The organism is Streptococcus sp. HMSC057G03 (assembly GCF_001808745.1).
Classification (GTDB): domain Bacteria; phylum Bacillota; class Bacilli; order Lactobacillales; family Streptococcaceae; genus Streptococcus; species Streptococcus parasanguinis_Z.
Genome location: NZ_KV794416.1, coordinates 121,126 through 145,072 on the forward strand (window position 1 = coordinate 121,126; position 23,947 = coordinate 145,072).

A 23,947-nucleotide genomic window follows, 5' to 3' on the forward strand; every position below is an offset into this window, starting at 1 on the left:
GATAGCTTTTTTGTTTTTCGTAATCAGAGATGTCTGGAAAGATTGCTCATAAAAAAATGTGGGGCAAATGATGGGGCAAATCAGTTATAGACAAGCAAAAAAGCCTTATAAATCAAGGCTTTTTCCTGTTGTATGTAGATGCCCCCTACAGGGCTCGAACCTGTGACCCATAGATTAAGAGTCTACTGCTCTACCAACTGAGCTAAGGAGGCAAATATAAAAAGCTGTATTGGTGCCGATACTTCACGATTTGTATTGAACCCGCGCAATTAAGCAGGTGGGCAACTCGCTCTGACTTAGCTGCTTCCGCGTGAAACGGCCTGCATACTGCCAGAAGTCTTTTGTTTCCCTAATAATACAAAAAATAGTCGGTCAACACTTAAGTGTGAAGTCGTACACCACAGCGTTTCTATATGTATATGATACCACATTTTGAAAATATTTCAAGGAAAAATCTCAATTTTTTGAAACCGATGTCACTTTTTCTTAAATTGATCAATCTTCTCCTTGGTGGCTCCGAGAGCACGCTCGTACTTGCCATTTTCATTGGGAATAAAGTAGGAAGCGTGTTTGAGCTTGTCTGGCAAGTAGTCCTGATTGACCCAGTTGCCAGGGTAGTTGTGAGGGTATTTATAGTTTTGCGCATTTCCCAGTTCCTTGCTTCCAGCATAATGACCATCGCGGAGGTGGCGAGGAATAGGAAGGTTGCCAGAACTTCTAAGATCAGCCAGCGCCTTGTCCATGGCAACGTAGGCTGAGTTGGATTTCGGCGAAAGGGCTAGATCGATGACGATGTTGGCGATGAGAATGCGGGCCTCAGGAAAGCCGATGCGCTCAGCTGCTTGTAACGCTGTCACGGTATGAATCTGCGCATCTGGATTGGCCAGACCGATATCCTCATAAGCGATGACAGTCAAGCGACGAGCTAGGCTGGGTAGATCTCCGGCTTCGATCAAACGAGCTGCATAGTGGAGACTAGCATCGACATCCGAACCACGGATAGATTTTTGCAGAGCAGAGAGCACGTCGTAGTGGCCGTCTCCATCTTTGTCCATGGTGATGTAGCTGCGCTGGAGACTGTTTTCCATGATCTCTAGCGTAATATGGCGAATTCCTTCTGCATTTTCAGAGGTCGACAGCACCGCCAGATCGAGAGAATTAAAGGCAGAGCGAAGATCTCCATTGGTTGAGGTAGCGATGAAATCCAAAGCGTCCTCATCGAGCACGACTGGAAAATCAAAGCCACGGTCGGGATCGTCCAGCGCCGTTTTTAGAGCTTGCTTGACCTCCTCCGTCGTCAACGGTTCCAGCTCAAAGATTTGTACGCGGCTACGAATAGCGGGTGTGACAGAGAAAAAGGGATTTTCAGTCGTTGCACCGATCATGATGACCAGACCACTTTCGAGCAAAGGCAGGAGAAAATCTTGTTTAGTTTTATCGAGGCGATGGATCTCGTCCAAGAGCAGGACCAAGCCACCAGAAAATTTGGCCTCCTCTGCGATTTCTTGTAGGCGTTTTTTACTGTCAACTGTTGCATTAAAGGTCCGAAAAGCATACTTGGTCGTTCCTGCGATCGCAGAAGCAATACTGGTCTTTCCGATCCCCGGAGGTCCATAGAGAATCATAGAGGACAGACGATTGGCCTCGACCATGCGACGAATGATTTTGCCTTCTCCAACCAGGTGCTGTTGACCGATGACTTGATCGATCGTTCGTGGTCGCATACGGAGTGCGAGATTGTCGGGCATTTCCTTCTCCTTTCTAGCTTTGTCTCCTTTCAAAGAGACGGTTTTTATGGTAAGATTGTAGTAACTATTGTATCATATTCCGCTCTAAGAGTGGGAAATTAGAAAGAGGACGCTATGTCTAAATACGGATTTTTGGATATTTTAGAAGAGGAGATGGACAAGGTTTTTCCTTTTGATTTTGAGATCAATTGGGATAAAAAAAACCATGCGGTAGAAGTGGCTTTTCTCTTGGAAGCACAGAATACGGGAGGGGTTGCACTGGTTGATGAAGCTGGCGAAGAATCTGACGAGGATATCTTCTTTGAAGAAGCCGTCATTTTCTACAATCCAGCCAAGTCTCATGTGGAAGAAGATGCCTATTTAACAGCGATTCCTTATGAGCCTAAAAAAGGATTGTCTCGTGAATTTCTAGCCTATTTTGCGACTTTCCTTCGGGATACAGCTGAGTTGGCCTTGGATGAGCTCATGGATTTTTTAGCAGACGAAGAGGCAGAGAGCTTTGAGATCGTCTGGAACCAAGAAGTTTTTGAAGAAGGCAAGGTTGGCCTAGAAGAAAGTACTTTTTACCCTTACCCGAGGTATTAGAAAAGATTCTAAGTGGACATTTTTAAATAATGAATTCAAGGAGAAGGGGGAGACTATGCTAGAAAAAGTCAAACAGTTTTTCAGGAGAAGGTCAGCTAAAACTGAGCCGTCAGTTGATATTCTTCCCCGCAATCGCTTTGCGGATCTAGATTTCGAGCGAATATTGAAGTCTGGAACTCGTCGCCTTGTCGATGAGGAGGGGCGCTATGCAGAAGATGGTACAGTCACAGAACTTGAATTTCCTGAAGACTTTGCGGAATTTGAATTTCTAGTTGGTTTTAATACGGAAGAGGAAGACCAGTTTAAGCAACTATTAGCTCGTTTAAATAGTATTGACAATGCTATTCAGTCCCATTTGGAAAGTGAGATGCAACAACCCATCCCTCAGTATGCCAAGGATCTCGGCTATACTCAGAAGAGGTGGGAGAAAACCTTTTACTTCCATCCTTGGATATTAAGCGGTGAGGAAAACCCGCCAAATCTTCGCTATGTTGCAGATTATGTAAACGATGAGTTTACGGTTTATTTTGCGAAAAAACATGGCAGATGGCAAGCATACTGGGATGCAGAGTGCCAAAAAGTAATCGAAGAAAGCTAGCTCGTATTTTCCTAGAGAGTAATTGTTATCATAGAAAAGAGTAAATATCATGGAATTATTGGATAGCAGAATGGATTTCCAAGGTTGCAAGATTGCCTTGATTTGTGGGGATAAGGTCTTGACTATCTTACGTGATGACAAGGATGATATCCCTTGTCCCAACATGTGGGAGTTGCCAGGTGGTGGTCGTGAAGGAAACGAAAGTCCTTTCGAGTGCGCAGCGCGTGAAGTTTATGAGGAACTGGGAATTCATTTAGATGAAGACTGTCTGCTTTGGAGCAAGATTTATCCTAGCGTAATCTTTAAAGACAAGCAATCGGTCTTTATGGTTGGTCAGCTAAGGCAAGAACAATTTGACAATATTACCTTTGGGGATGAAGGACAGGCCTATAAACTGATGCCTATTGAGGAGTTTTTGAAGTCTAAACAGGCAGTTCCTCAGCTACAGGGTAGATTGAGGGATTATTTGGAGGGAAGTTTATGATAAGACTTGAACGAGCAGGAGCAGAGGATTTAGAAACCATTATTGCCATTCAAAGAGCCAGTTTTAAAGCAGTCTATGACAAATACCAAGATGAATATGATCCCTATCTAGAAGATCGCGAGCGAATCAAATGGAAATTAGTTGAGCGGCCCAATAGCTATTACTACTTTGTGAAAGAAGACGAAGAGAAGATTGGTTTTTTACGAATTCATACCAATGAAGAGTTAACGGAAGCTTGGTTGGGGACCGCAGCGATTCTGCCTCCGTATCAGGGAAAAGGGTATGGATCTAAAGGTTTGAGCTTGCTGGAAAAAGAATTTCCAACCATCACACAATGGGATTTGTGTACGGTGTTACAAGATGCAGGCATGGTCGCCTTCTACGAGAAGAATGGCTACCATCAAACCCATATCGAGCCTGAAAAAGAAGGCATGGATATGGTCTACATGAAAAAATTGATAGAGAAATAGAAAGGACGGTTCGGTTAAATTTCTAAACTGAACCCGCCCTAAACACTATACCAAAAAGATAAAATTCTCATAGACACAAGTGTCTTCAGAGAGTTTCCTATTTTGGCTTTGTGTTTTACGGGCTTGGTATCTTAATGATGGAAACATGGCAAGAGTTAAAAGTTACAGTGAAGCGTGAAGGGGAGGAGCTGGTCTCCAACCTCTTGATCGAGTTAGGTGCCCAAGGGGTCGCAATCGAAGACAGCATGGACTATGTGGGGAATGTCGACCGTTTCGGGGAGATTTTTCCTGAGGTCGAGCAGCAAGAAGAAATCGTGGTGACGGCCTACTACCCGGAAACGGTTGATGTAGCAGCGGTTGAAGCGGATTTGCAGGCTCGCTTGGCAGAATTGACCGACTTTATGGATCTGGGTGAGGTCAAGATGGGTACGACTGCCTTGGCTGAGGAAGACTGGGCAGACAACTGGAAGAAATACTATGAACCAGCTCGTATCACTCATGACTTGACCATCGTGCCGTCATGGACGGACTATGAGGTGACAGCGGGAGAAAAGATTATCAAGCTGGATCCTGGTATGGCCTTCGGAACAGGAACCCACCCGACAACCAAGATGAGCCTCTTTGCCTTAGAGCAGGTTCTCCGTGGTGGCGAAACGGTGCTAGATGTAGGAACTGGTTCAGGTGTCCTTTCCATTGCTAGCTCCCTTCTTGGTGCCAAGGAAATCTTTGCCTATGACTTGGATGACGTAGCGGTTCGCGTCGCTCAGGAAAATATTGAACTCAACCCAGGCATGGAAAACATCCATGTAGCCCCAGGCGATTTGCTGAAAGGCGTGGAGATTGAGGCAGATGTCATCGTGGCCAACATCCTGGCGGATATCCTTATCCATCTGACAGATGATGCTTATCGCTTGGTCAAGGATGAAGGTTATCTCATCATGAGTGGCATTATCAAGGACAAGTGGGACATGGTGCGCGAGTCGGCTGAGTCAGCAGGATTCTTCCTTGAAACCCACATGATCCAAGGGGAATGGAATGCCTGCGTCTTCAAGAAGACCAAGGATGTCTCCGGTGTGATTGGAGGCTAGCATGCAGCAGTATTTTGTAAAAGGTTTGGCTAGCTCACCTGTCGCCATTGAGGACAAGGAAACCAGCAAGCACATGTTTCAGGTCATGCGCTTAAAAGAAGATGATGAGGTGACTTTAGTCTTTGATGATGGGATCAAGCGCTTGGCGCGCGTGGTCAATGTAGAAGCCCGTCAGTTGGAGCTGGTTGAGGAATTAGCTGACAATGTGGAACTGCCAGTCCAAGTGACCATCGCATCAGGCTTTCCCAAGGGAGACAAGCTGGAGTTCATCACTCAGAAAGTAACAGAACTGGGTGCTAGCCAAATCTGGGCCTTTCCTGCAGACTGGTCCGTTGCCAAGTGGGACGGCAAGAAGTTGGGTAAAAAGGTCGAAAAACTAGAAAAAATTGCCCTTGGAGCAGCCGAGCAAAGCAAGCGGAATTTGGTCCCAAGCATTACCCTTTTTGAGAAAAAGGCAGACTTTCTGGCTCAGTTAGAACAGTTTGATCGGATCGTGGTGGCTTATGAAGAGTCGGCTAAAGAAGGAGAGGCAGCAGCTTTACTTCAGTATCTGACCGGATTGGAAGCTGGAAGCAAATTGCTCTTTATCTTTGGGCCAGAGGGAGGCCTCTCCCCTGCAGAAATTGAAAGTTTTACAGTTAAAGGAGCCATTCTTGCAGGACTTGGTCCTCGCATCCTGCGAGCAGAAACAGCGCCACTCTACGCCCTCAGCGCCGTGAGTGTTGTCACAGAATTAATGAACTAACGAAGTGAAGGAATCGCTTCGTTAGTTTTTTTACAAGAATGATGAAAGCAAGGTGGATCCCAGAATGATCTTCGAGAAGTATCCGTATATTAAAGTAGCTTCATTGGTTCCCATCTGCTTCTAAAAGTGTTAAAATAGTATCCAAGAAACTGGAGAAAATACATGCCGAAAGAAGAGAATTTAACAGGGGACCAAGTCGTTGCCCTTACAAAAAAATATTTATCACCTGAAGATGTTGCTTTTGTGCAAAAGGCTTTGGTCTATGCGGTTGATTGCCATAATGGGCAATTCCGTCAGTCTGGCGAGCCTTATATCATCCACCCAATTCAAGTGGCAGGAATCCTTGCCAAGCTGAAACTGGATGCTGTGACGGTCGCCTGTGGCTTTTTGCATGATGTCGTGGAAGATACGGATGCGACTTTAGATGATTTAGAGCGCGAATTTGGTCATGATGTGCGCGTGATTGTCGATGGGGTGACCAAGCTCGGGAAGGTCAAGTACAAGTCCCACGAAGAGCAGTTGGCGGAAAACCACCGCAAGATGCTTATGGCCATGTCTCAAGATATCCGTGTGATTTTGGTTAAATTGGCTGACCGCTTGCATAATATGCGCACCCTCAAGCATTTGCGCAAGGATAAGCAAGAACGCATTTCTCGTGAAACTATGGAGATCTATGCGCCACTAGCCCATCGTCTCGGGATTTCCAGTGTCAAGTGGGAGCTTGAGGATTTGTCTTTCCGTTATTTGAATGAGACAGAATTCTACAAGATTTCTCATATGATGAAGGAAAAACGTCGCGAGCGAGAAGAGTTGGTCGAAGAGGTTGTCCACAAGATTGAGACCTATGCTGGGGAACGCCACTTACATGGGAAAATCTACGGTCGACCAAAGCATATCTACTCGATCTATCGCAAGATGCAGGATAAAAAGAAACGCTTTGATGAAATTTACGACTTGATTGCCATTCGCTGTATCCTGGATACTCCAAGCGATGTCTATGCCATGCTGGGATACATCCATGAGCTCTGGAAGCCAATGCCGGGGCGTTTTAAGGACTATATTGCCAACCGGAAGGCCAATGGCTACCAGTCCATCCATACGACTGTATATGGCCCTAAAGGACCGATTGAATTCCAGATCCGAACCAAGGAGATGCACGAGGTTGCCGAATACGGGGTTGCGGCTCACTGGGCTTACAAAAAAGGCATCAAAGGTCAAGTCAACAGTAAGGAATCTGCTATTGGGATGAACTGGATCAAGGAGATGATGGAACTCCAAGACCAGTCAGGCGATGCCAAGGAATTCGTGGAAAATGTAAAAGAAGACATCCTGGCAGAAGAGATTTACGTCTTCACTCCAGATGGAACTGTGCGCTCGCTTCCCAAAGATTCCGGACCGATCGATTTTGCCTATGAAATCCACACCAAAGTTGGGGAAAAAGCGATTGGTGCTAAGGTCAATGGCCGGATGGTGCCCCTCAATACCAAACTTCGGACGGGAGATCAGGTGGAGATTATCACCAATGCCAATTCCTTTGGTCCGAGTCGTGACTGGTTGACCCTTGTTAAAACTAGCAAGGCACGCAACAAGATCCGTCAATTCTTTAAAAATCAAGACAAGGAATTGTCTATTAACCGTGGCCGTGACCTCTTGATGGCCCAATTCCACGAGCATGACTTGGTAGCCAATAAGTTCATGGACAAAAAGCACATGGACAAAGTGCTACAAAAATCAAGCTATAAGACAGAAGAAGCCTTGTTTGCGGCGATTGGTTTTGGAGAGATTGGGGCTATTACCATCTTTAACCGCTTGACGGAGGATGAACGCCGAGAAGAAGAGCGGGCTAAGGCACGCGCAGAAGCAGAAGAGCTAGTCAAAGGTGGCGAGGTCAAGGTTGAAAATAAAAAAGACACCCTCAAGGTCCGTCACGAAGGTGGCGTGGTTATCCAAGGAGCTTCTGGCCTCTTGATTCGGATTGCTAAGTGCTGTAACCCAGTTCCAGGCGATGAAATCGTTGGCTACATCACCAAAGGACGCGGTGTTGCGATTCACCGTCAGGACTGTATGAATCTCCGAGCTCAAGACAACTACGAGCAACGTTTGATTGATGTGGAATGGGAAGATAACAACACGACCAAGGACTACATCGCTCACATCGATATTTACGGACTCAACCGTGCCGGACTTCTGAACGATGTACTACAAGTCCTCTCCAATACAGCTAAGATGGTCTCAACCGTCAATGCCCAACCAACCAAAGACATGAAATTTGCCAATATCCACATTTCCTTTGGAATTCCAAACCTGTCTATGTTGACAACGGTTGTGGATAAGATTAAGAGTGTGCCGGAGGTGTACTCTGTTAAGCGTACCAATGGCTAGTCGGCTGCTCAGTTATCTTTTATTGCTTCGTTAGCTCGCCTTGCCGTACTTCAGTACTGTCTTCGTCTCGCTGTCTCGCCCTAAAAGCAACTGAACAGCCTTTACTTTTCAGATAGTATGCCTGCGTCTCACTGCCTTGTCTGAGGTTGATGTTCTTTCAAGGTCAGCAGTGAATGCTCAATAGATTTATAAATAGGATAATAAAATGAAATTAGTGATTCAACGGGTCAAGAGTGCCTCGGTTTCCATTGATGGTCAAGTCTACAATGCGATCCAGCAAGGCTTGTTGCTCCTAGTGGGAGTGGGGCCTGAGGATGACCAGAAGGATTTGGATTATGCGGTTCGCAAGGTATCGCAGATGCGTATTTTCTCAGATGAGGAAGATAAGATGAATCTTTCGGTCAAAGATGTCCAAGGGGAAATCTTGTCGATCTCTCAATTTACCCTCTTTGCGGATACCAAAAAAGGCAACCGTCCTGCTTTTACAGGGGCTGCCAAGCCAGATATGGCCAGTCAGTTATATGATGCCTTTAATGATCAATTAGAAAAAGAAGTCCCTGTCAAACGAGGGATCTTTGGGGCCGATATGGCGATTGAATTGATCAATGATGGTCCAGTGACGATTTTGTTAGATACAAAAAATCCATAAGTAAGAAAACATGCAGTCGGATTAGACTGCATGTTTTTCAATATAGAGTTGTTGGGCGATCACTTGGTTGATAGAAAATTCTTGTCCATGGATGACTAAGTGATAGAGGCCTGTGTAGTCATCATATCGTTGAAACGCGATAGTATCCCCAATCTGGAGATGGATCTGGTCTAAGAATTTTAACAATTCATAGGTGTCATGGACCCTTTGCAGAATATACAGACCAGGTTGGGTCGCTTCACTGAGACGGTCTTGGTAGGCTTCGACAAGCCTTTCGCCTTTCTTTGGAATTGTCCCACCGTGAGGGCAGGTCTTAGGAGTTCCAAGCATGTGATCCAGCTGGTCAATGAAATGTTCAGAAACAGTATGCTCGAGAACTTCTGCCTCTTCATGGACTTCTTCAGTTGTGTAGCCAAGTTTTTCCAGCAGAAATACTTCGATCAAGCGGTGCTTGCGGTAGAGATCAGAGACCAATTGCGACCCCAGATCTGTTAGTAGATAACCATGGTTCTTATCTTTTACCAAGAGGCCCTCAGAGACCATGCGCTTAATCATCTCGGTCACAGCAGGCGGAGAGACCTGCATGCGACTGGCGATTTCCTTATTACTGATTTTTTCTACTTCTGTGCCAATTTCATAAATGCACTTGAGGTAATCTTCTTTGTTTGGTGTCATGCTTTCCTCTTTTCTTCGCTCACTTCTAGTATATCAAAAAAATCCTCAAAAACGCTAGTGGAGTAATGAGAATTGTCTCAAGCTCCAAAAGATGGTAGTATAGAAGCATAGAAAGGATGGCATCATGAACAGACGGGAATTAGCGAGACTAGGCTGGAGAGAAAATAGTTTAGCCTATCTAGAGAAGCACTTGCAGGGATACAAAGATCCACAAGCCTACCAAGAACAATACCAGTCTGTCTTTTTCTTTGCCAGTCCTCTGTTTCAAAACATGTGGTTTCAAGAGATCAAGGATCTAACGGAGACTGCTGCCCAAGACTTGCTGAGGGGCGTCATGAAAATTCTCCTAATGCCAAGTGACCTGTCTGGAACTTGTGAAGAAACAGCCTTTCTTCTGAGTAGAATGGCTCCAGATTGTCCACCAGGTTCCGACTTTTGGACGGCTTTTTCACGCGTCGTGCAGGTCGCCTTTGAAAGGGATCTCTTGGCGGATCAGTCGGGAGATCAGCTTTTGAAACGCCAGGTTCACCAGTTGCGTTACCTACTTTCAAGTTACCAGGCACAATGGATTCGGACGCATAATGCGAGAGCTGGACAGACTGACGAAGAGGCCTTACAAGCTTACCTACAGGAGGCTAGAGCTGTCACGGTGGATGCTTATGCGGCTGCTCGTCTTCACAACAAGGTCTCCCTAAGGCCAGATGGTCACCTTCATTATCCATCAGGGGCCTCCCAACAAGTCAATTTCAAGGTCTTGTTAAATTTTCATGCGGAGTATATTCTCGATCAAGCTGGGCATTTCCTCAATGAAGTCGATCCAGTAGAAGTTTCTGAAAATGGCATTGTCAATGGTGCCAGTTTTAACTACGGGCTGGCTAGGGGACGGACCCATAAGGACTTAGATATTGACCCCGTCAAAGCTTGGGATCCAGCCTTTCGCAAGCATGTCCTCTATCAGCAAGGTGTTCGCTATCTAGCCCCTAAAAATGATCGCAGTGTCGAAGGCTACTGGAGTCGAAAAGGGGTCTTTGCACAAGGAGGCAAGAGCTACAAGCAACAAGTGGCACAGCGCGTGCGGAGTTTCCTCAGAGGCATCCCTCGCTTACGCTGGCGCGTCCTCCTACAGAATGGACTTCATCGGATTTTATAGCAATGGAAAAGAGGTCGCAGACCTCTTTTTTCATTTATCCAAGCGCATTGACGGCTTCGATTGCAGCGTCGTAATTTGGTTCGCTGTTGATATTTTCTAGGTATTCAACGTAAGTAACCTTGTTATCCGCATCTAAGACCAAGACAGCACGCGCAAGTAGGTGCCATTCATTGATCAAGAGGCCGTATGCTTTCCCGAAGGAATGGTCGTAGTAGTCTGAGAGCATGATGGCATTGTCGAGCCCTTCAGCAGCGCACCATTTACCTTGAGCAAAAGGAAGGTCGACAGAGACCGTCAAGACGACAGTGTCTTCCATATCCGATAAGGTTTGATTGAAGTGACGTGTTTGAGTGGAACAGATACCAGTGTCAATAGATGGGATGATGCTGAGGACTTTTTTCTTGCCAGCGAAATCAGCTAAAGATTTCTTCTCAAGAGCTGGAGTGATCAATGAAAAATCATGGGCCATTTCCCCTACTTGAAGTTGAGATCCGGTAAAGGTCACAGGGTTTCCTAAAAATGTTGCCATAAAAAGACTCCTTTTTTGTTTTTATTGTACCGCAATACCGGTGGAGGGACCACTGATTTGTTTAGAAATCTGAATGGTCTACTGACTCAATCCTTCTGCGATCTTGTCTAAGTTCCACTTCATCATGCTGTAGTAGCTATCGCCCTTTTCTCCTTCTTTGGCAATCGAGTCAGTGAAGATCTTTGCATAGATCGGGATATTGGTATCCTTAGACACAGTTTTCATAGGACGCTCATCGACACTGGATTCGACAAAGAGGGCCGGTACTTTGGTTTGCCGGAGCTTTTCTACCAGCGTTTTGATTTGGTCAGGTGTCCCTTCTTCTTCCGTATTGATTTCCCAGATATAGGCAGATGGGACGCCGTAGGCTTTGGAGAAGTACTTGAAGCAGCCTTCACTGGTTACAATCATCTTCTTCTCTTCTGGGATATTGTTGAATTTTTGTTTGGCTTCTTGGTCGAGCTTACTAAGTTTTTCAGTATAGGCTGCTAGATTTTTTTCGTAGAAGTCCTTATTTTTGGGATCTTTTGCGATCAATTGTTTGGCAATGTTTTTAGCGTAGAGGATCCCGTTTTCGAGATTGAGCCAAGCGTGAGGGTCTTCTTTTCCAGCTTGGTTTTGGCCTTCCAAGTAGATGACGTCGACTCCGTCGCTAGCTGCGAAATAGTCTTTGTTTTCAACTTTATTGGCATTTTTGACCAATTTAGTAAACCAAGCATTGCCACCGGTTTCGAGGTTGATCCCGTTGTAGAAGATGAGGTCTGCTTGCGAAGTCTTTTTGACATCTTCTGGAAGCGGTTCGTACTCGTGAGGATCTTTGCCGACAGGAACGATACTGTGCAGCTCGATCTTATCCCCAGCTATATTTTTGGTGATATCTGCAAGGATGGAGTTGGTGGTGACCACTTTCAATTTACCAGAAGCTCCAGAAGAAGAGCCTTTGCTACAGGCCAACAGACCAAATAAGAGCGCCACAAAGAGGGCGAGGATAGAAGCGGTTTTTTTCATGTGTTTCTCCTTTAATGAGATGAAAGAGCGTGCTTATTCTTTCTCTGCTTAGGAGCGATAAAGAAGCTGATGAGAAAGAAGACAGCAGAAGTGAGGACAATACAAGACCCGACGGCGATGTTCAAACTATAGCCAATAAAGAGTCCCAGGATGGATGCAAGAGCACCTAATCCGGATGAAAGGAGCATCATGGACCAGAGACTATTGGTATAGAGATAGGCCGTCGCAGCGGGTGTAATGAGCATGGCGACGATGAGAATGGTTCCGACACTCTGCATAGCAGTGACAGAAACCAAGGTCAAGAGCACCATAAGGAGGTAGTGATAGACCTTGACCCGGACGCCCATGGATTGAGCCAGAACAGGATCAAAAGATGTGAGCAGTAAGGGTCGAAAGAGTAGGACAATCACCAGCAAGACCGCAGCACCAACACCGATGGTTATCCACATATCCCGGTCTTGGACGGCCAAGATATTCCCAAAGAGGATGTGGAAAAGGTCGGTGGAACTTTTAGCGACTCCAATCAGGATGACTCCTAAGGCGAGGAAAGAAGAAAAGGTAATCCCAATTGCAGTGTCGCTCTTGATGATGGAGTTGCTCTTGATATAGGTGATAAGGACGGACGCCAGGAGGCCAAAGACAATAGCGCCAATAAAGAAATTGATGCCCAGGATAAAGGAGAGAGCCACACCAGGAAGAACTGCGTGTGAGATAGCGTCTCCCATGAGAGACATGCCTCTTAAAATAATGAAGCATCCAACGGCTCCAGCGACAATCCCGATGGCGATGGCTGTGATCAGGGCATTCTGTAAGAAGTGGAATTGCTGTAATCCATCGATAAATTCTGTAATCATCCGACGCCACCTCCTATAAAGAGTTCATGCCCATAGGCTGCATGCAGATTTTCTTTGGTAAAGGTTTCCTCTGTTTTCCCAAATGCAATCAGTTTACGATGAAGGAGGAGGACTTGGTCAAAGTAAGCTGGGACCTTGCTGAGGTCGTGATGGACGATCAGGATGGTCTTGCCTTCTTTTTTCAAGGTTTTTAGTGTCTGCATAATGATGTCTTCGCTAACGGAGTCAATCCCTACAAAGGGCTCATCCAAAAAGATGACATCTGCTTCTTGGACCAAGCAGCGGGCGATCAGGACCCGTTGGAATTGCCCTCCTGAAAGTTGGCCAATCTGGCGATCCGCTAGATCAAGAAGATTGACAAGTTTCAAGGCATTTTCCACTTTTTGGAGATCCTCTTTGCTTTTTCGCTTGAAGATAGAAAGGTGGGGATAAAGACCCAGTGAGATACACTCTCTCACCGTGATGGGGAAGTGGAAATCAATAGCGGATTTCTGTTCGACGTAGGCCACCCGTTGAAGAACTTGGCTGAGATCTTTTTGATCGAGCTGGACTTTTCCCGAATGAGGGAGAAGTCCTAGCATGGCCTTGATCAGGGTTGATTTTCCTGCTCCATTGGGTCCAAGAATTCCTAGGATGGTTGGACCCTGGATGGTGAGGGAAAGATCCTCCAAGGCCAGTGTTTGCTGGTAAGCAACACTGAGATGTTCAATTTGAATCATGATTTTGCTCCTTTACTATTAATATACATGAATAAAAAAATTAAGTCAAGTTAATTTTTAAAATAATTATACATGAATAAAAAGTTAAGTCAAGTTAATTTTTAAAATAATTCAACTTAATTCTCTTGAAATCATTGAAAAAAGTTCCTATTTTTGATAAGGTTATTACAAAAGAATGAAAGCGAGAAGATCATGGTACGTTTACAAGATGATTTTTATGATTACGTCAATGGGGCATGGGCTGAGACAGCTGTGATTCCAGATGACAAACCGTCAACCGGTGGTTTTATGGACTTGATCCAAGATATCGAAAACTTGATGTTGGATATTACTGGAAAATGGCAAAGAGGAGAAGAATTGCCTGAAGATAGCATTCTGCAAAACTTTGTCAAATACCACAAAATGGTGGCAGATTTTGATGCACGGGAAGCAGCTGGTGTGGCTCCAGCTATGCCCTTGATCAACGAAATCAAGGCCTTATCTTCCTTTGAAGACTATACCAGCAAGTTGGGCACCTATGAGCTAGCTGGCAAACCAAATCTCTTGCCATTTAGCGTGTCACCAGACTTTATGAATGCCCAAATGAATGTCTTGTGGGGAGAAGCACTCGGTTTGATTTTGCCTGATACAACCTACTATGAAGAAGACAATGAAAAAGGACCAGAGTTATTAGCTGTTTGGCGTCAAATGGTTGAAAAACTCTTGGCAAAATTCGATTTCTCAGAGGAAGAAATCAAAGATATCCTAGATAAGGTCATTGCGGCTGATGCAGAATTGGCCAAATATGTCTTGTCAAACGAAGAAAAATCAGAGTACAACAAACTCTACCATCCTTATGAATGGGCAGATTTCAAGGCCTTGGTTCCAGAATTGCCACTCGATACTTTCTTTACAGAAGTGATCGGACAAACGCCAGATACTATCATCGTGCCAGAAGAGCGGTTCTGGAAGGAATTCGCACCAACATTCTACTCAGCAGCCAACTGGGAAACCCTTCATGCTAAATTGAAACTTGGTGCAGCTTTAGATTGGACGTCTTTCTTGACGGAAGAAATCCGTGTCTTGTCTGGTGAATATGGACGGATGATCACGGGGATTCCAGAAGCACGTCCGAAAGAAAAAGCCGCTCTGGCCTTGGCAGAAGGACCTTATAGCCAAGCACTTGGACTCTGGTATGCGGGCGAAAAATTCTCACCAGAAGCAAAAGCAGACGTAGAGCATAAAGTAGCGACCATGATTGACGTCTATAAGGAGCGCTTAGAAAAAGCAGACTGGCTCGCTCCTGAAACTCGTGAAAAAGCCATTGTCAAACTCAATGTCATCACACCACATATCGGCTACCCTGAAAAATTACCAGAAACATACGCCAAAAAGATCATCGACGAAAGCAAGACCTTGGTTGAAAATGCTCAAGCCCTTTACGAAATTTCCATTGCCCATACTTGGAGCAAGTGGAACCAACCGGTTGATCGAAGCGAATGGCACATGCCAGCCCACCTGGTCAATGCCTACTATGATCCGCAACAAAACCAAATCGTCTTCCCAGCAGCGATTTTACAAGCACCTTTCTATGACCTTCACCAATCATCATCAGCCAACTACGGCGGAATCGGTGCAGTCATTGCCCATGAAATCTCCCACGCCTTTGACACCAATGGTGCTTCCTTTGATGAGCACGGTAGCTTGAAAGACTGGTGGAAGCCAGAAGATTACGAAGCCTTTACCGCTCGGACTCAAAAAGTCATCGATCAGTTTGAAGGACAAGACTCTTACGGTGCCAAGATCAACGGGAAATTGACCGTTTCTGAAAACGTAGCAGACCTCGGTGGTATCGCTGCAGCCCTTGAAGCCGCTAAGAAAGAGGAAGATTTCTCAGCAGAAGAATTCTTCACCAACTTTGCTCGCATCTGGCGCATGAAAGCTCGGACAGAGTACATGCAACTCCTCGCAAGTGTCGATGTCCATGCACCAGGAAAACTTCGCACCAATGTCCAATTACCAAACTTTGACGAATTCTTTGAAACCTTTGATGTCAAAGAAGGCGACGGCATGTGGCGCGCACCAGAGGATCGTGTGATTATTTGGTAAACTAAGATAGGAGAGACGATTCGGTTTACCGAAACTTCCTGCAGAAAAATAGGAAATCAATGCCGCATTCCCTGAATGCCAATTGATTTATCTTTTTTCCAAAGGAAGTAGTCTCGACTTCAGTTAAGCAATTGATTGATTTTCTTGACCATGTGGGCCATGCCCACCAGGCAATCTCTCTTTTTCTCGACGCTTTTAGGGCGAGTTCAATTTCGTGATAGTAGTTTTGTTGATCAAAGGAAGTAGTCTCGACTTCAGTTAAGCCATTGATTGATTTTCTCAATACTTGTAAAAAAATAAAAATCCCCAAAGTCAAGTTTCAACCTACTGAAACTAGCTTTGGGGATTTTTGATAATAAGATTCATCAAATAAAAACGAAGCGCTTCCAATGACTGCGTGAACAGATAAATTTAATTGAGTGGAGCCTTGTATAATTCTTTGAATTTCATAGAAATAAATGCTACTATAGGTGTGAACTAAATAAATTTTAAAGGAGCAGACTATGAGAAATTTTGCAAGTCCGTCACGTTACATTCAAGGTGAGAATGCCTTATTTGAAAATGCGCAATCTATTTCAGAATTAGGGAATCACCCTGTTTTGCTATGTGATTCAGTGGTCTATGATATCGTAGGGAAGCGTTTTGAAGAATACCTTGGTCAAAATGGGCTCACGGTTTTGCCAGTCTTCTTCAATGGAGAAGCTTCTGACAACGAAATCAATCGTGTGGTTAGTCTGGCAGAAGAAAATGGCTGTGATTTGGTCATTGGACTTGGTGGAGGAAAGACCATCGATAGTGCAAAAGCTATTGCTGATCTTCTAAAATCACCAGTTGTGATTGCTCCGACCATCGCCTCTACAGATGCTCCCATTTCCGCCTTGTCGGTTATCTATACGGATGAGGGTGCCTTTGAGCGCTATATCTTCTATTCTAAGAACCCAGAATTGGTCTTGGTGGATAGCAAAGTGATCTCTCAAGCACCAAAACGCTTGCTCGCTTCTGGTATCGCAGATGGCCTAGCAACTTGGGTAGAAGCGCGTGCAGTGATGCAAGCGAATGGAAAAACCATGTTGGGTCAACGACAAACTTTAGCGGGTGTCGCCATTGCACAACGTTGTGAAGAAACCTTATTTGCAGACGGTCTTCAAGCCATGGCTGCTTGTGAAGCCAAAGTTGTAACACCTGCTCTTGAAAACATTATTGAAGCTAATACCCTTCTCAGTGGTATTGGATTTGAAAGTGGGGGATTAGCTGCTGCCCATGCCATCCATAATGGCTTTACAGCCCTTACTGGGGACATCCACCATTTAACTCACGGTGAAAAAGTAGCCTACGGAACGCTCGTTCAATTGTTCTTGGAAAACCGTCCGAAGGAAGAATTGAATAAATACATTCGTTTCTATCAACAAATCGGTATGCCAACAACTCTGAAAGAAATGCATCTTGAAACTGCAAGTTATGAAGATCTTCTCAAAGTTGGTCAACAAGCCACCATCGAAGGAGAAACCATCCATCAAATGCCATTTGAAGTGAAGGCTTCTGATATTGCCCAAGCCATCGTAGCAGTAGATGCCTACGTTCAAGGTTTAGACTAAATCAATATCTGTCATTCACAGATAATGTAGACAAACTGATTTTTTACATCAAACAAACTAATGGATGCCTAAAAAATTAAAATTAGATACTTTTTAAGGCTCATTAAAAAATGCTTAGGAACTTTCCGCCGTGAGAAAAGTGCTAGAAACACTATTGTTTCTAGCACTCGGGAGTTTTGGAACCTTAGGTCCAAAACTAAGTCATGGAACTTCTTCGAAGTTCGCTGACGTCCGTACTCACCTAAGGAAAGTTTCTAAGACGGCTTTGTCGACAAACCAAGAACTCCCATACCTTATGGTAATGGGAGTTCTTTTCCTATTTTCTTCTTTTTGGATCGGTTTGTTTAAAGATCAGGTATAAAATTCCGGCAGGCAGGAAGCAGAAGAGCCACATGACATCGAGTCCCTTGCTTTTACTGCTAGAGGTCGTTGTTTTAGACTCACTTACAGCCACTCCCGGTTTAATGCTTGGAGATACCTGTTGCAAGCCGTTCTGAACGACTAGGCGGTTGTCTTCCAGTTTTAGCGCTGGCTTCGTCCCCTTCTTAACGGTCGCATAGAAGTCTTGCTTCAAGTGAATGGTCTGCCCGTCGATGGTATGATCGCCTGCAGAAAGGATTTTTTTATACTGGTAGTCTGCGAACATTTTCTCAGCCAAGGTATTCCCGATTTGATTGCGGTAACTTTCGGCGATCTCGACATCGTAGTTTCCAACCCCCAAAATGACTTCGATAATCCGCTGTTTACCCCGCTTGGTTGTCGCGGTGTAGTTGTAGTCAGCAGTCGGGCTGGATCCAGTTTTGAGTCCATCTGTTCCTTTAAGGGCGAATTTTCCACCTTCGAGGGAAGTATTGTAGTTATCGTAGCTTTGCTCGTAGGGGGTTCCTTCCATGATCGTAGTGTGAGCTTGCTTGGTGTATTCCAACATTTCTGGCAGGTCGTTTACGATGTGATAAGCCAGAATAGACATGTCCCGCGCTGTGATTTCGTTATTGGCATTGACATCGTAGCGCTGAGGATTGTAGTAGCCCTGAAGGACCGAGATCATCGCCCCATTTGGATTGTGCCATTTGGTATGGCTCATCCCCATTTCTTGCGCGTACTGATTCATTAAGTCCAAAAACTTATCGGGATCATTGTCAGTGACGGCGTTGGCGAGCATAATCACGGCCGCACTGGAAGATGGAACAAAGAGCATCTTGATCAATTCAGATACTTTGTAGTCTACACCAGCTACAATAGGTGAGTTACTTAACAGATTGTTTTCTGAGATGGCTTGGTCTGCCTCTGTTGCTGTGACTACGGTATCGTACTTGATCTTGCCTTCTTTAAGAGCCCGAAAGACCACATAGGCACTCATGAGCTTGGCCATGCTTCCTGAGTCCCGGACCGTGTCGATATTGTCTCCGTACAATATAGCTCCAGTATTGGCGTCGATGACGATGTCAGCCTTGGGCTTGTAAAAATCGTCCAATACCAGTCCAGCGTCGGCTGCGATTTTCATGACATCTTCTTGCTGGTAGATGTCGTCCGCAAAAGCAGTGGAAATAGGGCCTAATGCCAAGACTCCTACAAGGAGGGACAAGAGGCTGTGTTTTAGTCGTTTGTGTAAATGTCTCCAATAATTCATAGATTCAATTATATCATACAGGCCAGGGATTCAACTTGAAAAAATTTTAGAAAAAGTAGAAATTGAAAAAATAAAGAAAAAATAGAATAATTTCGCAGTAAAAGCGTTTACATTTCCCTAGAAAGTGCTATAATTTAAATTGAGTATAACATTTTTTACAATGAGGTGATTTATATGAACAAAGGGAAGGTACTCTTAGCTACCAGCGCTCTGCTTTTATCAGCTGGTGTACTGGCAGCCTGCTCAGGAGGAAAATCTGGAAGTTCCGGCGATCAGACTTTTAGCTATGTCTATACCCAGGATCCGGATACTCTCGACTATTCGATTTCTAATAAAAAATCGACTTCCGAGTTTACAGGAAATGCGATAGATGGCTTGTTGGAAGTGGACAAGTACGGGAACTTGATCCCATCGCTTGCTAAAGACTGGACTGTTTCCAAGGATGGCTTGACCTATACTTATAAACTCCGTAAAGGGGTCAAATGGATGACTTCTGAAGGGGAAGAATACGGAGAAGTCAAGGCCAAAGACTTTGTCACAGGTCTCAAGCACGCAGCAGACAAGAAATCACAAGCGATTTACTTGGTCCAAAAATCTGTCAAAGGCTTGGATGACTATGTTTCAGGGAAAACATCTGATTTCTCAACCGTTGGTGTGAAAGCGATTGACGATTACACGGTTCAATATACCTTGAGCCAGCCAGAAAGCTTCTGGAATTCTAAGACTACGATGGGGATCTTGATGCCGGTTAACGAAGAGTTCCTGAAATCTAAAGGAGATGACTATGGTCAAGGAACTTCTCCATCTAGTATCCTATACTGCGGTCCTTATTTGATCAAATCTATCACTTCTAAATCTTCTGCGATATTGGAAAAGAACCCAACATACTGGGATGCGGATAATGTTAAGATCAGTAAAGTGAAGCTGACCTATTATGATGGACAAGACTCAGAATCCTTGATTCGTGGGTTTGATAACGGCGACTATACAGTTGCCCGTGTCTTCCCAAATGGTTCCAACTATAAGAGTGTAGAGAAGAAGCATAAGGACGACATTGTCTATACTGACCAAGGTTCCTCTACCTACAACCTTTCCTTCAACATTGACCGTCAGGCCTATGAAATCACAAAGAAGACCACGGATGCTCAAAAGACTTCAACTAAGAAAGCAATCTTAAATAAGGACTTCCGTCAAGCCATTATGTTTGCCTTCAACCGCAAGGCTTATGTAGCGCAAACTAACGGGGAAGCGGGTGCCAATAAGGTTATCCGTAATACCTTTACGCCACCAAACTTTGTCCAAATCGATGGCAAACAATTTGGTGATGCAGTAGAAAAAGACTTGGAAGCTTATGGGGATGAATGGAAAGGGGTCTCTGTCGCAGATGGAAAAGACACCCTCTACAATCCAACCAAGGCCAAAGAAGAGTTTGCCAAAGCCAAGGCAGATTTGCAAGCTCAAGGAGTTGAATTCCCAATTCATTTAGACCTTCCAACTTCTTCGACTTATACGGAAGGGATCAAACAAGCTCAATCCTTTAAACAGTCAGTTGAATCTACACTAGGAGCAGAAAATATTGTCATCGATTTGAATATGATTTCTGAAGATGATCTGCAACGGGTTACCTACTTTGCTGAAAGTGCTTCGCAACAAGACTGGGATTTGAACAATAACTTGGGTTGGGGACCAGACTATACGGACCCATCTTCTTACATCGACATCACTAGTGGTAAATCCGGCGAAAACGCCAATTCTTACTTTGGATTCGATGCTGGTACGGATAATGCAGCCGCAAAAGCAGCTGGTTTTGATGAATATGATCAATTGATCGAAGATGCGCACAATGAAACCAAAGATGTGAACAAGCGTTACGAAAAATATGCTGCCGCTCAAGCTTGGTTGACCGATAGTGCCCTCTTGATTCCGATCCATTCAGATGGAGCTTCTCCAGTCGTTCGTAAGACTGTACCATACTCTGCAGCCTTTGCTTGGACAGGCCACAAGGGTCAATCCTTCAACTATAAATATTTAGAAGTTCAAGACAAGGTCGTATCGGCTAAAGACTACGACAAAGCGCGTGATCAATGGAAGAAAGAAAAAGAAAAATCCAATAAAAAAGCGCAAGAAGAACTTGAAAAGCATGTGAAATAGACTTTTCTTGAAGAAAACAGGAGAGACAGGTCCCGTATGGGACCTGTCTTTTTCTTTGTCTGAACCTTTAAAAATCGCCTAAAAATGGTATAATAGGAGCATCACGAAAATTGGAGAGACGCTATGAGTTTTTACAATCATAAAGAAATCGAGCCTAAGTGGCAAAAATACTGGGCTGACCATCACACCTTTAAGACAGGAACAGATGCTTCAAAACCTAAGTTTTATGCATTGGACATGTTCCCTTACCCATCTGGAGCGGGTCTTCACGTAGGGCACCCAGAAGGCTACACAGCGACTGATATCCTTAGCCGTTTCAAACGTGCCCAAGGCTACAATGTCCTTCACCCAATGGGCTGGGATGCCTTTGGTTTGCCTGCAGAGCAATACGCTATGGATACAGGGAATGACCCAGCGGAATTCACAGCAGAAAACATTGCCAACTTTAAACGTCAAATCAATGCGCTTGGCTTCTCTTACGACTGGGACCGTGAAGTCAATACGACAGATCCGAACTACTACAAGTGGACGCAATGGATTTTCACCAGGCTTTACGAAAAAGGCTTGGCTTATGAAGCTGAAGTGCCAGTAAACTGGGTTGAGGAACTAGGAACAGCTATCGCCAACGAAGAAGTTCTTCCAGATGGAACCTCTGAGCGTGGGGGCTATCCAGTTGTCCGCAAACCAATGCGCCAATGGATGCTTAAAATCACTGCCTATGCGGAACGTTTGCTCAATGACTTGGACGACCTTGATTGGCCAGAGTCTATCAAGGACATGCAACGCAACTGGATTGGGAAATCAACTGGTGCCAATGTCACCTTCAAAGTGAAAGGAACAGACAAGGAATTCACCGTCTTTACCACTCGCCCTGACACCCTTTTTGGTGCGACCTTCACTGTTTTGGCTCCTGAGCATGACTTGGTAGATGCTATCACAAGTCCTGAACAAGCTGAGGCTGTGGCGGACTACAAACACCAAGCTAGCCTTAAATCAGACTTGGCTCGTACAGACCTTGCCAAGGAAAAGACAGGGGTTTGGACTGGTGCTTATGCCATCAACCCTGTCAATGGTAAAGAAATCCCAATCTGGATTGCCGACTACGTTCTTGCTAGTTACGGAACAGGTGCCGTCATGGCCGTACCTGCCCACGATGAACGTGACTGGGAATTTGCTAAACAGTTTGGCCTTCCAATCGTAGAAGTGTTGGAAGGTGGAAATGTAGCAGAAGCTGCTTACACAGAAGATGGCCTTCACGTCAACTCAGACTTCTTGAACGGTCTTAACAAAGAAGAAGCAATTGCTAAGATTGTGGCTTGGTTAGAAGAAAAAGGTTGTGGCCAAGAGAAGGTGACTTACCGCCTTCGCGACTGGCTCTTTAGCCGTCAACGTTACTGGGGTGAACCAATCCCAATCATTCATTGGGAAGATGGCACTTCAACAGCCGTTCCAGAAAGTGACCTCCCACTTGTCTTGCCAGTCACCAAGGATATCCGCCCTTCAGGTACTGGGGAAAGCCCACTAGCTAACTTGACAGACTGGCTGGAAGTGACTCGTGAAGATGGCGTCAAAGGTCGTCGTGAGACCAATACGATGCCACAATGGGCAGGTTCAAGCTGGTACTACCTCCGCTATATCGATCCACATAACACAGAAAAATTGGCTGATGAGGACCTCCTCAAACAATGGTTGCCAGTGGATATCTATGTGGGTGGTGCAGAACATGCCGTACTTCACTTGCTTTACGCTCGTTTCTGGCATAAATTCCTCTATGACCTTGGTGTTGTACCGACTAAAGAGCCATTCCAAAAACTCTTTAACCAAGGAATGATCTTGGGAACCAGCTACCGTGACCACCGTGGTGCTCTTGTGGCGACTGACAAGGTTGAAAAACGTGATGGTTCCTTCTTCCATGTGGAAACAGGAGAAGAATTGGAGCAAGCACCAGCTAAGATGTCGAAATCCCTCAAGAACGTGGTGAACCCAGACGATGTGGTGGAACAATACGGTGCAGATACCCTTCGTGTCTATGAAATGTTCATGGGACCACTTGATGCTTCTATCGCTTGGTCAGAAGAAGGATTGGAAGGAAGCCGTAAATTCCTAGACCGTGTTTACCGTTTGATCACAAGTAAAGAAATCGTTGCGGAAAACAATGGCGCTCTAGACAAGGTCTATAACGAAACTGTTAAGGCTGTCACTGAGCAAATCGAGTCGATGAAATTCAACACAGCCATTGCTCAGCTCATGGTCTTTGTCAATGCGGCTAACAAGGAAGACAAACTCTATGTGGACTATGCCAAAGGCTTTATCCAATTGATTGCCCCATTTGCGCCTCACTTGGCAGAAGAACTCTGGCAAACTGTGGTAGAAACAGGTGAGTCTATCTCTTATGTAGCTTGGCCAACATGGGACGAAAGCAAATTGGTTGAAGACGAAATTGAAATTGTCGTTCAAATCAAAGGAAAAGTCCGTGCTAAACTCATGGTCGCAAAAGACCTGTCACGCGAAGAATTGCAAGAAGTCGCTCTGGCTGACGAAAAAGTCAAGGCAGAGATTGATGGCAAAGAAATCGTGAAAGTGATTGCGGTACCAAATAAATTGGTTAATATTGTTGTAAAATAACCAATTTATTTGCTGATTTCCAACCTCAAACAGTTTCCCAAACTGTTTGAGCCAACCAAGCTTGTAAATATCGTAACGAAATAAATTTAAAAGTCCTTCAGAGTTCAGCTCTGGAGGATTTTTGTATTGCTATATGCTATAATAGTTCCAACTAAGATAAAAACACAGTTCTGG

At 44.8% G+C, this 23,947-nt stretch carries 20 protein-coding genes, 1 tRNA gene and 1 other RNA gene; 13 read left to right on the forward strand and 9 right to left on the reverse strand.

What is annotated here, in order from left to right; genetic code table 11:
• Nucleotides 1–139 precede the first annotated feature (139 nt).
• The 3 genes from HMPREF2686_RS01165 to HMPREF2686_RS01175 all read right to left on the reverse strand — a co-directional run bounded on the left by HMPREF2686_RS01165 (nt 140) and on the right by HMPREF2686_RS01175 (nt 1,748).
• Nucleotides 140–212, reverse strand: a tRNA-Lys gene (locus HMPREF2686_RS01165).
• Between the two features lie 5 nt (nt 213–217).
• A non-coding RNA gene (gene ssrS / locus HMPREF2686_RS01170) (6S RNA) lies at nt 218–410 on the reverse strand.
• Between the two features lie 66 nt (nt 411–476).
• Nucleotides 477–1,748 carry a replication-associated recombination protein A gene (locus HMPREF2686_RS01175; RefSeq protein WP_037608262.1) on the reverse strand — a complete coding sequence of 424 codons (1,272 nt, stop codon included), beginning with the start codon at nt 1,746–1,748 and terminating at the stop codon, nt 477–479.
• A 114-nt stretch (nt 1,749–1,862) separates the two neighbouring features.
• On the opposite strand from HMPREF2686_RS01175, the gene HMPREF2686_RS01180 reads away from it, so the two are divergent.
• From HMPREF2686_RS01180 to dtd, 8 genes are all read left to right on the forward strand, one after another.
• Nucleotides 1,863–2,333, forward strand: coding sequence for a DUF3013 family protein (locus tag HMPREF2686_RS01180; RefSeq protein ID WP_049473933.1), 471 nt, complete (start codon nt 1,863–1,865; stop codon nt 2,331–2,333).
• Nucleotides 2,334–2,388: 55 nt separating this feature from the next.
• Entirely contained in the window at nt 2,389–2,931 is a 543-nt protein-coding gene (locus tag HMPREF2686_RS01185) for a hypothetical protein (RefSeq protein WP_049473932.1), read from the forward strand.
• 49 nt (nt 2,932–2,980) lie between these two features.
• Entirely contained in the window at nt 2,981–3,415 is a 435-nt protein-coding gene (locus HMPREF2686_RS01190) for an NUDIX hydrolase (protein ID WP_049473931.1), read from the forward strand.
• Nucleotides 3,412–3,885 carry a GNAT family N-acetyltransferase gene (locus HMPREF2686_RS01195; RefSeq protein ID WP_049473930.1) on the forward strand — a complete coding sequence of 158 codons (474 nt, stop codon included), beginning with the start codon at nt 3,412–3,414 and terminating at the stop codon, nt 3,883–3,885. The genes HMPREF2686_RS01190 and HMPREF2686_RS01195 overlap by 4 nt, the downstream gene beginning before the upstream one ends.
• Nucleotides 3,886–4,022: 137 nt before the next feature.
• Nucleotides 4,023–4,973 (forward strand): 50S ribosomal protein L11 methyltransferase, encoded by a 951-nt coding sequence (prmA, locus tag HMPREF2686_RS01200; protein ID WP_125826758.1) that lies wholly within the window; start codon nt 4,023–4,025, stop codon nt 4,971–4,973.
• A 1-nt stretch (nt 4,974) separates the two neighbouring features.
• Nucleotides 4,975–5,718: a 16S rRNA (uracil(1498)-N(3))-methyltransferase gene (locus HMPREF2686_RS01205; RefSeq protein WP_070448916.1), complete on the forward strand. Its 744-nt coding sequence runs from the start codon at nt 4,975–4,977 to the stop codon at nt 5,716–5,718.
• Nucleotides 5,719–5,880: 162 nt separating this feature from the next.
• Nucleotides 5,881–8,100 carry a RelA/SpoT family protein gene (locus HMPREF2686_RS01210; protein ID WP_049506398.1) on the forward strand — a complete coding sequence of 740 codons (2,220 nt, stop codon included), beginning with the start codon at nt 5,881–5,883 and terminating at the stop codon, nt 8,098–8,100.
• A 205-nt stretch (nt 8,101–8,305) separates the two neighbouring features.
• Entirely contained in the window at nt 8,306–8,749 is a 444-nt protein-coding gene (dtd, locus tag HMPREF2686_RS01215) for a D-aminoacyl-tRNA deacylase (RefSeq protein ID WP_003004672.1), read from the forward strand.
• 21 nt (nt 8,750–8,770) lie between these two features.
• Here dtd and HMPREF2686_RS01220 read toward each other — a convergent pair whose 3' ends face one another.
• Nucleotides 8,771–9,424 (reverse strand): metal-dependent transcriptional regulator, encoded by a 654-nt coding sequence (locus tag HMPREF2686_RS01220; RefSeq protein ID WP_070448918.1) that lies wholly within the window; start codon nt 9,422–9,424, stop codon nt 8,771–8,773.
• 124 nt (nt 9,425–9,548) lie between these two features.
• Here HMPREF2686_RS01220 and HMPREF2686_RS01225 point away from each other — a divergent pair, with 124 nt between their 5' ends.
• On the forward strand, nt 9,549–10,574 hold the full coding sequence (locus HMPREF2686_RS01225; RefSeq protein ID WP_070448920.1) for a DUF3114 domain-containing protein: 1,026 nt from the start codon (nt 9,549–9,551) through the stop codon (nt 10,572–10,574).
• 34 nt (nt 10,575–10,608) lie between these two features.
• On the opposite strand, the gene tpx is transcribed toward HMPREF2686_RS01225, so the two are convergent.
• The 4 genes from tpx to HMPREF2686_RS01245 form a co-directional block, all read right to left on the reverse strand.
• Complete coding sequence (gene tpx, locus HMPREF2686_RS01230; RefSeq protein ID WP_049491046.1) at nt 10,609–11,103, reverse strand: thiol peroxidase; 495 nt, start codon at nt 11,101–11,103, stop codon at nt 10,609–10,611.
• 78 nt (nt 11,104–11,181) lie between these two features.
• On the reverse strand, nt 11,182–12,111 hold the full coding sequence (gene fimA, locus HMPREF2686_RS01235; protein WP_070448922.1) for a metal ABC transporter substrate-binding lipoprotein/fibrin-binding adhesin FimA: 930 nt from the start codon (nt 12,109–12,111) through the stop codon (nt 11,182–11,184).
• Nucleotides 12,112–12,122: 11 nt separating this feature from the next.
• Nucleotides 12,123–12,965 carry a metal ABC transporter permease gene (locus HMPREF2686_RS01240; RefSeq protein WP_003004302.1) on the reverse strand — a complete coding sequence of 281 codons (843 nt, stop codon included), beginning with the start codon at nt 12,963–12,965 and terminating at the stop codon, nt 12,123–12,125.
• Nucleotides 12,962–13,684 (reverse strand): metal ABC transporter ATP-binding protein, encoded by a 723-nt coding sequence (locus HMPREF2686_RS01245; RefSeq protein ID WP_003004103.1) that lies wholly within the window; start codon nt 13,682–13,684, stop codon nt 12,962–12,964. Before HMPREF2686_RS01245 ends, HMPREF2686_RS01240 begins: the two co-directional genes overlap by 4 nt.
• A gap of 192 nt (nt 13,685–13,876) precedes the next feature.
• On the opposite strand from HMPREF2686_RS01245, the gene HMPREF2686_RS01250 reads away from it, so the two are divergent.
• Together HMPREF2686_RS01250 and HMPREF2686_RS01255 are read left to right on the forward strand one after the other, a co-directional pair.
• Complete coding sequence (locus HMPREF2686_RS01250) at nt 13,877–15,772, forward strand: M13 family metallopeptidase (RefSeq protein ID WP_070448923.1); 1,896 nt, start codon at nt 13,877–13,879, stop codon at nt 15,770–15,772.
• Between the two features lie 503 nt (nt 15,773–16,275).
• Entirely contained in the window at nt 16,276–17,367 is a 1,092-nt protein-coding gene (locus HMPREF2686_RS01255) for a glycerol dehydrogenase (RefSeq protein ID WP_070448925.1), read from the forward strand.
• Nucleotides 17,368–17,683: 316 nt separating this feature from the next.
• On the opposite strand, the gene HMPREF2686_RS01260 is transcribed toward HMPREF2686_RS01255, so the two are convergent.
• Nucleotides 17,684–18,997 carry a DUF1958 domain-containing protein gene (locus HMPREF2686_RS01260; RefSeq protein ID WP_070448927.1) on the reverse strand — a complete coding sequence of 438 codons (1,314 nt, stop codon included), beginning with the start codon at nt 18,995–18,997 and terminating at the stop codon, nt 17,684–17,686.
• A gap of 174 nt (nt 18,998–19,171) precedes the next feature.
• On the opposite strand from HMPREF2686_RS01260, the gene HMPREF2686_RS01265 reads away from it, so the two are divergent.
• Both HMPREF2686_RS01265 and leuS read left to right on the forward strand, forming a co-directional pair.
• Nucleotides 19,172–21,148, forward strand: coding sequence for a peptide ABC transporter substrate-binding protein (locus HMPREF2686_RS01265; protein ID WP_070448929.1), 1,977 nt, complete (start codon nt 19,172–19,174; stop codon nt 21,146–21,148).
• A 123-nt stretch (nt 21,149–21,271) separates the two neighbouring features.
• Nucleotides 21,272–23,773 (forward strand): leucine--tRNA ligase, encoded by a 2,502-nt coding sequence (gene leuS / locus HMPREF2686_RS01270; protein WP_070448931.1) that lies wholly within the window; start codon nt 21,272–21,274, stop codon nt 23,771–23,773.
• Nucleotides 23,774–23,947: the final 174 nt, after the last annotated feature.